We start from the raw sequence: 13,067 nt of genomic DNA on the forward strand, positions 1-13,067 counted from the left end.
ACGCCGTCGTCACCAGCCTCTGCGGCGGCGCGGCCGCCCCCGTAGAGAGTGAGAGAACCTCATGAGCCGCAACGCCCCCACCCAGATCGGCGTCACCGCACCCGACTACGACCTCACCGCCGCCTCGGACGTCGACTACGCCGGCGCCTTCGCCGGGATCGCCCCCGAGGTGCGCGAGCACCAGCTCGCCGTCCGCCAGTTCGTCCAGGACGAGGTGCTGCCGGTCATCGACGGGTACTGGGAGCGCGCCGAGGTCCCGTTCGACCTGGTCAAGGGTCTGGCCGAGCGCGACTTCCTGCGCGACGGCGTCGACGTGCCCGGCCGGCCGACGGTCTCGCTGATGGCCGAGGGCCTGGCCAGCATGGAGATGTCCCGCGGCGACGGCTCGGTCGCGACGGTCTGCGGCGTCCAGGGCGGCCTGGCGCTGCGCTCCATCGTCATGCACGGCTCGCCCGAGCAGATCGAGCAGTACGCCGAGCCCATGGCCCGCGGCGAGATCCTCGGCGCCTTCGCGCTCACCGAGCCCACCCACGGCTCGGACTCGGTCTCGCTGGAGACGACGGCGGAGCGCACGGTCCGCGACGGCGTCGAGGGCTACGTGATCAACGGCGAGAAGAAGTGGATCGGGTTCGGCTCCTGCGGCCACATCACCGTGGTCTGGGCCCGCCTCGTCGGTGATGACGGCGACAACCAGGTGCACGGCTTCATCGTCCCGCAGGACGCGCCCGGGTACACGGGCACCACGATCGAGGGCAAGATGTCGCTGCGTGCCATCTGGCAGGCACACATCGTCCTCGACGACGTGTTCGTCCCGGCCGACGCCGCGCTGCCCGGCGCCACGTCGTTCAAGGCGACGTCCGAGGTCCTCTTCGCCACGCGTCTGAGCGTCGCCTGGGCCGCCGTCGGGCACGCCATCGCCTGCTACGAGTCCGCCCTGGCCTACTCCACGCAGCGCGTCCAGTTCGGCAAGCCGCTGGCCGCCCGCCAGATGGTCCAGGAGCGCCTGACCCGGATGCTCTCCACCGTCACCCAGCTCCAGCTCCTGGTGGCGCGCCTGACCGAGCTCGCCGAGAAGGGCGAGCTCACCGGTGAGCAGGCGTCGCTGGCCAAGTACACCTGCACCCGTGGCGCCCGCGAGGTGGCCTCGATCGCCCGCGACATGCTCGGCGGCAACGGCATCCTGCTGGCCAACCGCGTCGCCCGGCACTTCGCCGACATCGAGGCCCTGCACACCTACGAGGGCACCGAGTCCATGAACGCGCTGATCATCGGCCGCGACATCACGGGAGTGTCCGCGTTCGCCTGAGCCACAGCGAGGGTGAGGGCCGCAGCGCAGCAAGGCACTCGCCCGCAGCGGAGGCGACGGCGGACGCGGGGTTGATCCTGTTCGCCTGATCGCCCCCCACAGACCCCGGCGTGGATCGACGCCGGCCCGTGCACCTGCTGGTCCGATCACCAGCCGGCGAGGCGGTGCACAACGGACGAGCGCCGCCCCACCACGTGGGGCGGCGCTTCGTCGTCCCCGGGGCCGGGAGGTGCCGCACGCGAGGACTCCGTTCGGCAGTTCCTGCCTGGATCGGCACCTTGAGCTGCCGATCCAGGCAGGAACTGCCGAACGCGTGGCGGACGGGCGGACGGGAGGGCGACCGCGGGGCGGACCCGGGTCAGACCGGCTTGCTCAGCCGGCGCCGACGGCCATCTGCTCGCGACGGTGCACCCGCCACCAGACGAAGAACCCGACCAGGGTGAAGACGCCGTAGAAGACGTACATCAGCGACGTGGCGAAGTAGCCGGCCGACCACAGCAGCGGCACCCCCACGAGGTCGACGGCGACCCAGACCAACCAGAACTCGACCCACCCCCGGGCCATCCCGTAGGTGGCCAGCAGCGAGCCCATGAAGATCCAGGCGTCGGCCCAGACGGGTTCGTACGAGCCCAGCGCCCGGAACAACGGGGTCAGCACGGCGGTGCCGACCAGCAGGGCACCGACGAGGAACGCCCGCTGGGGCCACGTCGCCCAGTGCGGGTGCACGCCCTCGGCGCCCGACGTCGGCACCTTGCCGTCCGCCCGCAGCTCGAGGTCCTGACGCCGGGTCTCGCGCCAGCGCATCCAGCCGTAGACCGACACGGCGATGAACATCACCTGGCGGCCCGCCTGGCCGAGCATGTCCGCCCGGCTCGCGTCGCCGAACACCGAGCCGAGGAACACCGTCAGCAGCAGCACGTTGCCGACGATGCCGACGGGCCATGCCCACACCCGGCGGCGCATCCCGCCGAGGGCAGAGGCGAGGCCGAAGGCGTTGCCGATCACCTCTCGCCACAGGATCTGCTCGTCACCGATCGCGAAGGTCGCGTCGAAGAGCCACTCGATCATCGTGGTCCTCAGGCCAGCACGTCACGGACGGCACGGGCGACGTCGTCGGGCCCCGCGCCCTCCTCGAGCACGGCGACCACGACCCGCTTGCTGCCCGGCCCGCGGCCGTCGGGTTCGGCCGGAGCCGCTCCGGCCCGGGCGCTGTCCGGTGCGGGGCCGTCCGTCGGGGCGGTCGCGACCTTGCGCAGGTCGGCGAAGGCCTCCTCCAGGTCGGGGCGCAGGTCCAGGTAGGGGTTGCGCAGCCACCGGCGCAGCACCGCGTTGTGCACGGCGACCACCGAGGCCGCGAACGCGATCGACATCGTCGACGACGACCGCTCGGTCGGCAGGGTGTCGCGCAGGTAGGCGGTGAACGCCCGCTCGTAGCGGTGGGTGGTGACCAGCTCGCGGTCGCGCAGCGCCGGGACCTGCTGGAGCAGCCGGTGCCGGGCCAGGGAGGTCTCGCGCTGGCCCACGTGGTGGTCGAACACCAACCGGGCGGCGCGGCAGACCTCCAGGTACGGGTCGACCGCCGGGTCCCAGGCGGCGTCGTGGTTGCTGGCCTCCTCGCTGGCCCGCGCCTCGGGGCGGGTCGCGGCGAGCATCACCACGACCTCCTCCAGCAGCAGCTCGTGGTCGGCGAAGACCACGTCCTCCTTGGAGCGGAAGCGCCGGAAGAAGGTGGCGCGGCTGACCCGGGCGGCGTCGGCGATCTCCTCGACGGTGGTGCGCTCGTAGCCCTGGCGGGAGAAGAGGTCGATCGCGGCGTCGACGGCCTGCGCGTGGGCTTTCGTCCGTGCGGCTGTCATGGGCAGGAGGCTACTCGCCGTGCGGGGGCCACGCGTCCGCCGCGTCAGTCGCGCTCGGCCCGCCGGTCCGGGGCGTCGAACCCGACGTGCCCGCGTCGGGACCGCTGCAGGTACCGGAGCTCGCGCACCAGCACGGCCGCGCACAGCGTGAACGGCAGCCATGCCCACACACGGCCCCGCAGCGCGGCGAAGAGCGCCACGGCGGAGAAGGCGCCGGCGAGGACGATCGTCAGGATGCTCGCCCAGGGGATCTTGCGCACGATCGAGAGCACGACGCCGAGCCTACCGACCTGCCCGCGGCGCACGCCGGGCCGTGAGATGCCGCACGATCCCCGCGAGCCGCTCCGGACGCCGGAGTATCGTGCGCACGATGACTTCCACCGACACCACGCCCACCGTCGACGTCTACATCGACCCCACCTGCCCCTTCGCCTGGGTGACCTCGCGCTGGGCCCTGGAGGTGGCGGAGCACCGCGACGTCGAGCTTACGTTCAAGCTGATGAGCCTGTACCTGCTGAACAAGGACAAGGACATCCCGGCCGAGTACCGGCAGATGATCGAGGACGGCCGCGCCCAGGGGCGCGTCGCCGCCGCCGTGCAGACCGACCACGGTCACGAGGCCCTGTCGGCGTACTACACGGCCTTCGGCACCCGCTGGCACGACCAGGACGTCAAGGACGTCGACGTCGTCATCCGTGAGTCCCTCGCCGAGGCCGGCCTGCCCGCCGAGCTCGCCGAGGCCGCGACGTCCGACGCGTACGACGAGGCCCTGGCCGCCTCCCACCACGCCGGCATGGACCCCGTCGGCCAGGAGGTCGGCACCCCGACGCTGCACGTGGACGGCGTGGCGTTCTTCGGTCCGGTCCTCACGCGCGTCCCGCGCGGCGAGGAGGCGACCCGCCTGTTCGACGCCGCGGTCACGATGGCCGGCAACCCGCACTTCTTCGAGCTCAAGCGGTCCCGCGACGAGCACCCGGTCCACAGCTGAGGAGCACCATGCCGCTCGACCTGCGCATCTTCACCGAGCCCCAGCAGGGCGCCTCCTACGACACCCAGCTCGCCGTCGCGCAGGCGACCGAGCAGCTCGGCTTCAGCGCCTTCTTCCGGTCCGACCACTACCTGGCCATGGGCGGGGACGGGCTGCCCGGCCCCACCGACTCGTGGACCACGCTCGCCGGCATCGCCCGCGAGACGTCCACGGTGCGCCTCGGCACGCTCGTGTCCTCCGCGACGTTCCGCCTGCCCGGCCCGCTGGCGATCCAGGTCGCCCAGGTGGACCAGATGTCGGGCGGCCGCGTCGAGCTCGGGCTCGGCACCGGCTGGTTCGCCGCCGAGCACGCCGCCTACGGCATCCCCTTCCCGGACAAGCGGTTCGGGATCCTCGAGGAGCAGCTCGAGATCCTCACCGGGCTGTGGGGAACACCGGTCGGGGAGACCTTCGACTTCACCGGGAAGCACTACACGCTCGAGGGCTCCCCGGCACTGCCCAAGCCCGTCCAGGACCGGATCCCGGTCATCGTCGGTGGTGGCGGGCCGAAGCGGACGCCGCGGATCGCGGCGCGGTTCGCGACCGAGTACAACCAGGCGTTCCCCGAGCTCGACACCATCGGGCCGCGGATCGCGGTCATGGAGCAGGCGCTCGCCGACGCCGGACGTGCGCCCGGGTCGCTGACCCAGTCGGTCGCCCTCGTGCTGGCCGTGGGCAAGGACGAGGCCGAGTTCACCCGCCGTGCCGAGGCCATCGGCCGGGAGCCCGCCGAGCTGCGCGAGCACGGCATCGCGGGCACGGTGACGGAGGCCGTGGACCGGCTGGCGTCCCTGCGCGAGCAGGGCGTGGAGCGGGTCTACCTGCAGGTGCTCGACCAGCAGGACCTCGACCACCTGGAGCTCGTGGCGCGGGAGGTCGCCCCGCACCTCTGACGGTCCCGCGGTGTTACCGGCCAGTTGCCGCGGAGTGAAGATGTTCACCACACGGCCCATCCCGCGCGACAGGGTCCGGGCACCGACCTACGGTGGAACGAGACGACGAGGTGGGCCCCCGAACGAGGGGGCCCACCTCTCGTCGTTCCGGGCGGCGTTCTGATCGTCCGGCCTCCGTGAAGGGACGCCCCCGTGACCACCTTGGACCCTCGCGCGCCGGAGCACCTGTCTCCTGCCGGGACCACCGCCGCCCCGCCGCCGACCATCCCGGGCGATCCGACGTCGGCCGCGCGTCGTCGTGACGCGAACGCCGCCGCCCAGTCGCCGTCGCTCATGCTCATCATGCTGCTGGCGACCCTGGGCGCGGTCGCCTACGCGGTCTTCCTGCTGAACCCGGACAACCGGGGTGACCTCCTGCCCTACGGGCTGGTCCTCGTGGCCGAGTGCGTGCTGCTGGCGCTGGCCCTGCTGGCCATGTGGACGGTGCTCTCCTCCGGCCACGACCCCCGCGACTTCGCCTACCACCAGGCCCGCGAACGCCTCTTCGACACGCCCGAGATCCTGCGGGACCGTGCCACCGACGACCCCACCCGGTGGCGGCTCTACCTCGACGACCGACCCGTGACCGTCGACATCTTCATCACGACGTGCGGCGAGGACCTCGACACCATCGCCCGGACGGTCCGCGCCGCCGTGGCGGTGCACGGCGAGCACCGCACCTGGGTGCTCGACGACGGACGGGACGACGAGGTGCGCGACCTCGCGGCCACGCTCGGGGCCCGGTACATCCAGCGTCTGTCCAGCGGGGGCCAGAAGGCCGGGAACATCAACCACGCGCTGAGCATCGTCAAGGGCGACTACTTCGTCATCCTCGACGCCGACTTCGTCCCCCGCCCCGAGCTGCTCACCGAGACGGTGCCGTTCTTCGTGCGCGACGAGGTCGCGTTCGTCCAGTCCCCGCAGACCTACGGCAACATGAACTCGCTGATCTCCCGGGGCGCCGGCTACATGCAGGCGGTCTTCTACCGGTTCGTCCAGCCGGGCCGCAACCGGTTCAACGCCGCCTTCTGCGTCGGGACCAACGTCGTGTTCCGTCGCGATGCGATCGACGACATCGGCGGGATGTACACCGACTCCAAGTCCGAGGACGTGTGGACGTCCATCCACCTGCACGAGCGTGGGTGGCGCTCCGTCTACATCCCGCAGACGCTCGCCGTCGGCGACACCCCCGAGACGATCGTCGCCTACGCCAAGCAGCAGCTGCGATGGGCCACCGGCGGGTTCGAGATCCTGCTGCAGCACAACCCGCTGTCCCCGCGACGCAAGCTGACCGTCGACCAGCGGCTGCAGTACTTCGTGACCTCGACCCACTACCTGTCGGGGATCGCGCCGCTGCTGCTCCTGCTGGTGCCGCCGCTGACGATCTACCTCGACCTGACGCCCATGCAGCTCGACGTGTCGGTGGGCACCTGGGCCCTGTACTACCTGGGCTTCTACGGGCTGCAGATCGCCCTGGCCTTCTTCACCCTCGGCTCGTTCCGCTGGGAGGTGCTGCTGCTGGCGGCCGTCTCGTGGCCCATCTACGTCAAGGCGTTCTGGAACGCGCTGACGGGCAAGCAGCAGGCCTGGTCGGTCACGGGCAGCTCCGGCGGCTCGGCGTCACCGTTCGACGTGATCGTCCCGCAGACCCTGTGCTTCGTGTTCCTGGCGGTGACCTCGGCGGTCGGGTTCTGGAAGCACTGGGGCGACCCGGTCCCGAACCTGTCGCTCGCCTGGAACCTCACCAACACCCTCATCCTCGGCGGCTTCCTCGTCACGGCCGTCAAGGAGCACCGACAGGCGGTGAGGTCCCAGCGCGCGGCCCGCCGCGTCCGCAAGCGGGCCGACCGCCGGGCCCGCCTCGACCGTTCGTCCTCCCCGACCGTCACCGCCGGAGGTGCCGCATGACCTGGGCCACACGATTCAAGCTGCTCCTCGGGTTCGTCCTCGTCCTCGCGCTCTGCGCGACCCTCACGCTGGTGCTCAACCGGCGGGAGAGCCAGGCCACCTCCGCCCAGGCCATGATCGTGGCCGAGGAGGTCGCCGTCGGCACCGACTACCCCGGCACGGTCGTCGAGTCGTTCGTCGACCCCGGCGACACCGTCGCCGAGGGCGACCCGATCTACCGGATGCGGAGCCTCGTGCTCGCGCACGACCTCTCGTCCGGGACCGTGTCCCGCGAGACGGCCTCCTACGAGGTCACGGACGACGGGGAGATGACCGTCGTCGCGCCCTCGGACGGCACGATCGCGGACATCACCACCACGCGCGGAGGGTTCGTCCAGGCCGGCGACGTCGTCGCGACGCTGCACCGCGAGGGTTCCACGGCCGTGGACGCGAAGCTGCTGCTCGATCCCGCGGACTTCGCGCGGATCAAGCCCGGCGCCCCCGTCAGCATCACCCTGCCCGACCAGCGCGAGGTCACCGGCCAGGTCGACTCCATCGCGGTCGACAACGCCCGCAACCGTGCCGAGGCCACGCTCCTGATCGACAGCGAGTCGCTCACCGAGCAGGCCGGCGAGGGTCTCGTCCTGCCCGGCACGCCCGTGGTCGCGAGCGTCCAGCTGCACGACGAGGGCCCGATGGCCGACGTCGACCTGGCGTTCCAGCGGTTCCTGCAGAGGATCGGCCTGTGACGCGGCGGCCGGTCGCTGTGCTGCTCGCCGTCGTCCTGGCCGCCGCCGGGTGCACGACGACGGAACCGGGGGGCGACGAGGCCGCGGGCCCGGCAGCCACCGATCGTTCCCTGGCGGGCGCGCAGGCGCCGGCCGTGGATCCCACCGCGCTGCCCACCGTCGAGCGGGAGCCGGGGCCGATGCGGCTCGCCGACGGCCTGCCGCCACCGACGAACCGCTGGTTCTCCGGCCTGGTCTTCGGCGACGAGCCGCAGCCGGTGTTCCCGCTGCCGCTCGCCGTCGGGCTCACGTCCACCGGGTTCGGCTACGGGCTGCCCGACGTCCGGGCCGACGGCACGCTGATCGCCGGCGGCTACGCCCCGCAGGTTCAGGTGGACGTGGGCGAGAGCGTCACCGGCTTCGTGTCGCGCTACGACGCCGCGACGGTCGACGTCGACCTGGTGGCGGAGGACGACCAGGTGCGCGGCACCGTGCACCTGACCCGCGGGTCGCCGGTCGTGCGGTACACCGCGCGGACCGCGCAGAGCCTCGGGCTGGACCGGTCCTTCGACGACGCCGACGCCGGGCTGCCGGACGGCGTCGCGACCGCGGAGGTGGACGCACGGACCCACGCCCTGGTCGGGGTGGACGGTCTCGACGCCGCCGGCGCGCTCGACGGCTCGGGCCGCACCCTCGAGCTGGGGGAGGGCGAGTCGGTGGCGTGGTTGGTCGCCCCGGACGACCCCGCCGAGGGCTCCGGGGCGCTGCCCGAGCTGGTCCGGGCGGCCGGAGAGGCGGTCGAGGCGTCCACCGTCTCGTACGCGACCGGGACCGACGACGTCACCACCACCGTGGGGTACGAGACGACTTCCGGCGGGCCGGCCGTCGCCGTGCGCTTCCCGCACCAGCGCGACGCCGTCGACGACGCCACGTGCGGGCTCGGCTCCTACGCCACGGTGCTCGGCACGGTCGACGTCTGCCGGGCCACCGAGCTGTCGTGGCGCTCGCCGGCACGGGAGCCGGTCGTCGGTCTCGAACTGTCGGACCTGGGGGAGTCGGCGCGCGACGAGCTCGTCGAACAGGTGCGCGCCGACGCGGACCGGGTGCTCGCCGAGACACGACCGGCCGACACGTACTTCGGCGGCAAGGCGCTCGCGCGGGACGCCGAGCTGTGGACGCTGGCGCGCGACCTCGGGATGGACGACGTCGCCGCGGACCTGCGCGAGAGCCTGCTGACGGACCTGCGGCTGTGGACCGACCCGGACGGCTGCGAGGAGCGCCCCGAACGGTGCTTCACGTGGGAGCCCACCCTGGGGACGGTCGTCGGCCAGGCCACCGCGTTCGGCTCCGAGGAGGGCAACGACCACCACTTCCACTACGGCTACTTCCTGTACGCGGCCGGCCTGCTGGCCGCCGAGGACGCCGAGCTGGCCGAGGAGGTCGCGCCCGTCGTCGACCTGCTGGCCGCCGACGTGGCCGCGGCCGCCGACGTGCCCGCCGGGGACGGGGCGCCGATGCCGGCCCTGCGGACGCTCGACGTCGTCATGGGGCACTCGTGGGCCTCCGGGCCGTCACCGTTCGGGGACGGCAACAACCAGGAGTCGGCCTCCGAGGCCGTCGCCGCCTGGCACGGGCTGGCCCTCTGGGCCGACGCGCGGGCGGCGGCCGGGCTCCCGGACGAGGGCCTGACCTCCCAGGCCCGGTGGATGCTCTCGCTGGAGGCCGCCTCGGCCCGGGCCTACTGGACCGACTTCGACCGGTCCGACCCGGTCGCCGACGGGCTGCAGGCGGACGTGACCTCGCTCGTGTGGGACGGCAAGCGTGAACGTGCGACGTGGTTCTCCGCCGAGCCGAGCGCCGCGCTGGGCATCGTCGTGCTGCCGGTGACCGGGGTCTCGACGTACCTGGGCGAGGACCCGGCGCGCGTGCACGACAACCTCGCCGAGGCGCTGGGGACCACGGACCTCTGGGCGGACGACGCCACGTGGGACGTGATGTTCGGCGACCAGCTGCTGATGTACGCCGGCCTGATGGGGCCTGAGGAGGCGACGGCGGCCCTCGAAGTCGCGCGCGAGCTCCCCGAGGACCGGATCGACGACGGGTCGACACGCTCCTGGTTGCTGGCCTGGCTGCACGGCCGCGCGGAATGAGCCCGAGGACCCGCCCCCGACCCGGCGACCCGGCCGGGCCGTCCGCAGGTCGGCGGACGCAGCTCCCGTGCGCCGATAGGGTGTGCGGGTCTTCACAGGGCTGACGGACGGAGCGACATGCAGCTGGGCTGGACGAAGCACGGTGACGGCGCGCACGTGGCGCCGGGAGAGGTCGTCGCCCCGGGTGAACGTCTCACCTGGCCCCGCACGATCGGGATCGGCCTGCAGCACGTCGTGGCGATGTTCGGTGCGACGTTCCTCGTCCCGCTGATCACCGGCTTCCCGCCGTCGACGACGCTGTTCTTCTCGGCGATCGGCACCATCGGGTTCCTGCTCATCACGGGCAACCGGCTGCCGAGCTACCTGGGGTCGAGCTTCGCGTTCATCGCCCCGATCGGCGCGGCCACGGCCTCGGACGGGCAGTCCGCCGCCATCGGCGGCATCTTCGTCACCGGTGTGCTCCTGGCGGTCGTCGGCCTGGTCGTGCACCTCGCGGGCGCCCGCTGGATCGACGTCGTCATGCCGCCGGTCGTGACAGGCGTGATCGTCGCCCTCATCGGGCTCAACCTCGCGCCCGCGGCCTGGGGCAACTTCCAGGTGGCGCCGGTGACGGCCGTGGTGACCCTGGTGGCCGTGGTGCTGGTGTCGGTGCTGTTCCGCGGGATCCTCGGCCGCCTGGCGATCCTCGTCGGGGTGCTCGTCGGGTACGCCTTCGCGGTCGTGCGCGGCGAGGTGGACTTCGCCGCGGTGGGGGAGGCGGCCTGGTTCGGCGCCCCGACGTTCACCGCACCCAGCTTCGAACCCGGCGTGCTCGGGCTGTTCCTGCCCGTGGTCTTCGTCCTCGTCGCCGAGAACGTCGGCCACGTGAAGTCGGTCGCCGCGATGACCGGCCAGGACCTCGACGACCGGATGGGACGCGCGCTGCTGGCCGACGGCGTCGCGACGACGCTGGCCGGGACGGGTGGCGGCTCCGGCACGACGACCTACGCCGAGAACATCGGGGTCATGGCCGCGACGCGCGTATACTCGACCGCCGCCTACTGGGTGGCCGGGGCCGGCGCGCTGGTGCTGTCGTTCTCGCCCAAGTTCGGCGAGGTCGTCAACACGGTCCCGGCCGGTGTGCTCGGCGGTGTCACCACGATCCTGTACGGCATGATCGGCGTGCTCGGGTTCCGCATCTGGGTGCAGAACCGCGTCGACTTCGGCGACCCGGTGAACCTCACGACGGCCGCTGTTCCGCTCGTGGTGGCCATCGCGAACTACACGTGGACCGCCGGTGACCTGACCTTCGAGGGCATCGCCCTCGGGACGGCGTCCGCGCTCGTGCTGTACCACGGCATGCGGTGGATCGGTCGGTGGCGGGGGACCACGCCCGACCTGGCGTCACCGGCCTCCGTCGCCCCGCCGACGAGCGGCGGGTCGGCGAACGGCGATCGGGAGACCGACCCGGCGGACTGATCAGGGCTGCGGACCGCGTCCCCGGGGTCGGACCTCGTCAGGCCTCGTCGGCGTTCTCGCCCGCGTTCGGACCTCGCTCGTACCCGTACTCGCGCTCCACCGGGTCGAGGTCCTCGGGCGGTACGCACCCCGGCGCGTTGGTCATGGGTTCGCCGGTCTCCAGCGGGACCTCCTCGACCGACAGCGGCTCCTGCCACTCCTGCCCGACGATCAGGTCGACGAACGATCCGGAGCGGTCGTCCATGACGAGGCGGACGTTCTCGTACTGCGCGGCCAGCGTGTACGCCTGCCGCACGCCCTTGATCCCGTAGCGGATCTCCGAGGGGCCCTCGATCTGGTACGTGAAGTCGCCCGTGTCGCGGACGTCGAAACCGCGCTCCGTGAGCGCGTCGGCGTTCGCGCTGGCGAGGTTGAACGTGTAGTCGGCGGCGTTGTAGATCCGCACCTTCACCTTGGAGTACTCCATCGGCGGTGTGCCGTCCGGCCACTTCTCCGCGACGGGCAGGCAGGCGGGCTCGATGCTCGCCGAGGCGGGTTCCGGCGTGACGATCGGCTCGCTGATCGGGGAGTCGATGGTCTCGGTGTAGACCGCGAGGGCGCCGAGACCCAGGATCACCATGAGGGCGATCAGGAGCCCGAAGACCACAGCCTGGCGCTCGTGCTTGCGACGTCGTCGAGCGACGCGGGCCGGGTCCTGGGCTGGTGAAGTCACGCGAAGAAAATACCCGAGATTCCTCGCGACGGCGGGTCAGCCCACCGTCAGGACGCGGGCGTGCAGGATCGGGCGCTGCTGGAGCGCCGCGCGCACCGCGCGGTGCAGACCGTCCTCGAGGTAGAGGACGCCTCGGTACTCGACGACGTGGGCGAAGAGATCGCCGAAGAACGTCGAGTCCTCCGCGAGCAGGGCGTCGAGGTCCAGCGTGCGCTTGGTGGTCACGAGCTCGTCGAGACGCACCTGACGCGGGGGGACGTCGGACCAGTCCATGGATCCCTCGCGTCCGTGGTCGGGGTAGGGGCGCCCGTCGCCCACGGCCTTGAAAATCATGGACGTCATCGTAGAGCCCGGGGGTGACGCCCGACGAGGACGACTTGTCAGGATTCGTCACCTCGAGGTCACGATCGCACCACGATCTCGTCGGCCCGGCCCGTCGGCAGCGGGCAGGGGAGGTGCGATCGCGCCCCTCGCCTCACCGATCCGTGACTCGTCGTTGACTCGTGCGGTGTCGTGCTCGGCTGGTCTCCCTCGTCCGTGACGTGCAGTGCTCGTTCGGGCGCCGTGCGGCCCCCGCAGGAGCCCGGGAACGACGAAGGGCCCGCACCTCGAGGTGCGGGCCCTTCGTGCCGGCGGAGGATGGGGGATTCGAACCCCCGAGGGCGTGAACCCAACACGCTTTCCAAGCGTGCGCCATAGGCCGCTAGGCGAATCCTCCTCGGACGCGACCGACGCTCAGGGCGCCGGGCAACCCCAGCAGAATAGCGGACGGAGGCCCGAGTCTCCGAATCGGCCCGGTGTGAGGTGCGCGACCCTCGACCGGGACGGTTTCGAGGTGGCGCCCACTCTCGGTTAGGCTGTGGGCAGACCCCTCGTGCGGCGTCATCTCGCTGAACTCCCCCAGGGCCGGAAGGCAGCAAGGGTAGGTGGGCTCTGGCGGGTGCGCGAGGGGTCCTTTGCGTCTTCGGCCGGATGCGTGATCGAGGCGTCAACGGCGACGTCCCGGCGCTG

At 72.1% G+C, this 13,067-nt stretch carries 12 protein-coding genes, 1 tRNA gene and 1 other RNA gene; 8 read left to right on the forward strand and 6 right to left on the reverse strand.

Going from position 1 to position 13,067, the window contains the following annotated elements; translation table 11 throughout:
* Positions 1-61 precede the first annotated feature (61 nt).
* Positions 62-1,306: an acyl-CoA dehydrogenase family protein gene (locus tag Q6350_RS12175; protein WP_171245666.1), complete on the forward strand. Its 1,245-nt coding sequence runs from the start codon at positions 62-64 to the stop codon at positions 1,304-1,306.
* A gap of 372 nt (positions 1,307-1,678) precedes the next feature.
* On the opposite strand, the gene pnuC is transcribed toward Q6350_RS12175, so the two are convergent.
* The 3 genes from pnuC to Q6350_RS12190 are packed head-to-tail and all read right to left on the reverse strand — an operon-like array spanning position 1,679 to position 3,434.
* Positions 1,679-2,374 carry a nicotinamide riboside transporter PnuC gene (gene pnuC, locus Q6350_RS12180; RefSeq protein WP_305066302.1) on the reverse strand — a complete coding sequence of 232 codons (696 nt, stop codon included), beginning with the start codon at positions 2,372-2,374 and terminating at the stop codon, positions 1,679-1,681.
* 8 nt (positions 2,375-2,382) lie between these two features.
* Positions 2,383-3,162, reverse strand: coding sequence for a TetR/AcrR family transcriptional regulator (locus tag Q6350_RS12185; RefSeq protein WP_171245664.1), 780 nt, complete (start codon positions 3,160-3,162; stop codon positions 2,383-2,385).
* 44 nt (positions 3,163-3,206) lie between these two features.
* Positions 3,207-3,434, reverse strand: a complete 228-nt coding sequence (locus Q6350_RS12190; protein WP_246246253.1) for a hypothetical protein — start codon at positions 3,432-3,434, stop codon at positions 3,207-3,209.
* A gap of 98 nt (positions 3,435-3,532) precedes the next feature.
* Here Q6350_RS12190 and Q6350_RS12195 point away from each other — a divergent pair, with 98 nt between their 5' ends.
* The 6 genes from Q6350_RS12195 (at position 3,533) to Q6350_RS12220 (ending at position 11,344) form a co-directional block, all read left to right on the forward strand.
* Positions 3,533-4,150 carry a DsbA family protein gene (locus Q6350_RS12195; RefSeq protein WP_305066303.1) on the forward strand — a complete coding sequence of 206 codons (618 nt, stop codon included), beginning with the start codon at positions 3,533-3,535 and terminating at the stop codon, positions 4,148-4,150.
* An 8-nt stretch (positions 4,151-4,158) separates the two neighbouring features.
* Complete coding sequence (locus Q6350_RS12200) at positions 4,159-5,082, forward strand: LLM class F420-dependent oxidoreductase (protein ID WP_304604543.1); 924 nt, start codon at positions 4,159-4,161, stop codon at positions 5,080-5,082.
* A 192-nt stretch (positions 5,083-5,274) separates the two neighbouring features.
* Positions 5,275-7,029 carry a cellulose synthase catalytic subunit gene (locus Q6350_RS12205; protein ID WP_304607465.1) on the forward strand — a complete coding sequence of 585 codons (1,755 nt, stop codon included), beginning with the start codon at positions 5,275-5,277 and terminating at the stop codon, positions 7,027-7,029.
* Positions 7,026-7,757 carry an HlyD family efflux transporter periplasmic adaptor subunit gene (locus tag Q6350_RS12210; RefSeq protein WP_171245660.1) on the forward strand — a complete coding sequence of 244 codons (732 nt, stop codon included), beginning with the start codon at positions 7,026-7,028 and terminating at the stop codon, positions 7,755-7,757. Before Q6350_RS12205 ends, Q6350_RS12210 begins: the two co-directional genes overlap by 4 nt.
* Positions 7,754-9,886, forward strand: a complete 2,133-nt coding sequence (locus Q6350_RS12215) for a glycosyl hydrolase (RefSeq protein WP_305066304.1) — start codon at positions 7,754-7,756, stop codon at positions 9,884-9,886. The genes Q6350_RS12210 and Q6350_RS12215 overlap by 4 nt, the downstream gene beginning before the upstream one ends.
* A gap of 117 nt (positions 9,887-10,003) precedes the next feature.
* Entirely contained in the window at positions 10,004-11,344 is a 1,341-nt protein-coding gene (locus Q6350_RS12220) for a uracil-xanthine permease family protein (RefSeq protein WP_304604540.1), read from the forward strand.
* 37 nt (positions 11,345-11,381) lie between these two features.
* Here the strand turns inward: Q6350_RS12220 and Q6350_RS12225 are convergent, their stop codons facing one another.
* From Q6350_RS12225 to Q6350_RS12235, 3 genes are all read right to left on the reverse strand, one after another.
* The gene (locus Q6350_RS12225; RefSeq protein ID WP_305066305.1) at positions 11,382-12,056 is read right to left on the reverse strand and encodes a LytR C-terminal domain-containing protein; all 675 of its coding nucleotides are present in this window, start codon (positions 12,054-12,056) and stop codon (positions 11,382-11,384) included.
* Between the two features lie 36 nt (positions 12,057-12,092).
* The gene (locus tag Q6350_RS12230; protein WP_171245656.1) at positions 12,093-12,389 is read right to left on the reverse strand and encodes a type II toxin-antitoxin system VapB family antitoxin; all 297 of its coding nucleotides are present in this window, start codon (positions 12,387-12,389) and stop codon (positions 12,093-12,095) included.
* Positions 12,390-12,689: 300 nt separating this feature from the next.
* Positions 12,690-12,774: transfer RNA gene (locus Q6350_RS12235), tRNA-Ser, on the reverse strand.
* Between the two features lie 145 nt (positions 12,775-12,919).
* Between Q6350_RS12235 and ffs the strand changes: the two genes are divergently transcribed.
* Positions 12,920-13,016: signal recognition particle sRNA small type (gene ffs / locus Q6350_RS12240), an RNA gene on the forward strand.
* Positions 13,017-13,067: the final 51 nt, after the last annotated feature.

The sequence above is a fragment of the Isoptericola sp. b515 genome (assembly GCF_030588125.1).
GTDB lineage: Bacteria > Actinomycetota > Actinomycetes > Actinomycetales > Cellulomonadaceae > Isoptericola > Isoptericola sediminis.

Bases quoted from the DNA above. Each gene is read 5' to 3' on its own strand.
- Q6350_RS12175 (WP_171245666.1), top strand. From the start codon at position 62: ATGAGCCGCAACGCCCCCACCCAGATCGGCGTCACCGCACCCGACTAC.
- pnuC (WP_305066302.1), bottom strand. From the start codon at position 2,374: ATGATCGAGTGGCTCTTCGACGCGACCTTCGCGATCGGTGACGAGCAG.
- Q6350_RS12185 (WP_171245664.1), bottom strand. From the start codon at position 3,162: ATGACAGCCGCACGGACGAAAGCCCACGCGCAGGCCGTCGACGCCGCG.
- Q6350_RS12195 (WP_305066303.1), top strand. From the start codon at position 3,533: ATGACTTCCACCGACACCACGCCCACCGTCGACGTCTACATCGACCCC.
- Q6350_RS12200 (WP_304604543.1), top strand. From the start codon at position 4,159: ATGCCGCTCGACCTGCGCATCTTCACCGAGCCCCAGCAGGGCGCCTCC.
- Q6350_RS12210 (WP_171245660.1), top strand. From the start codon at position 7,026: ATGACCTGGGCCACACGATTCAAGCTGCTCCTCGGGTTCGTCCTCGTC.
- Q6350_RS12220 (WP_304604540.1), top strand. From the start codon at position 10,004: ATGCAGCTGGGCTGGACGAAGCACGGTGACGGCGCGCACGTGGCGCCG.
- Q6350_RS12230 (WP_171245656.1), bottom strand. From the start codon at position 12,389: ATGATTTTCAAGGCCGTGGGCGACGGGCGCCCCTACCCCGACCACGGA.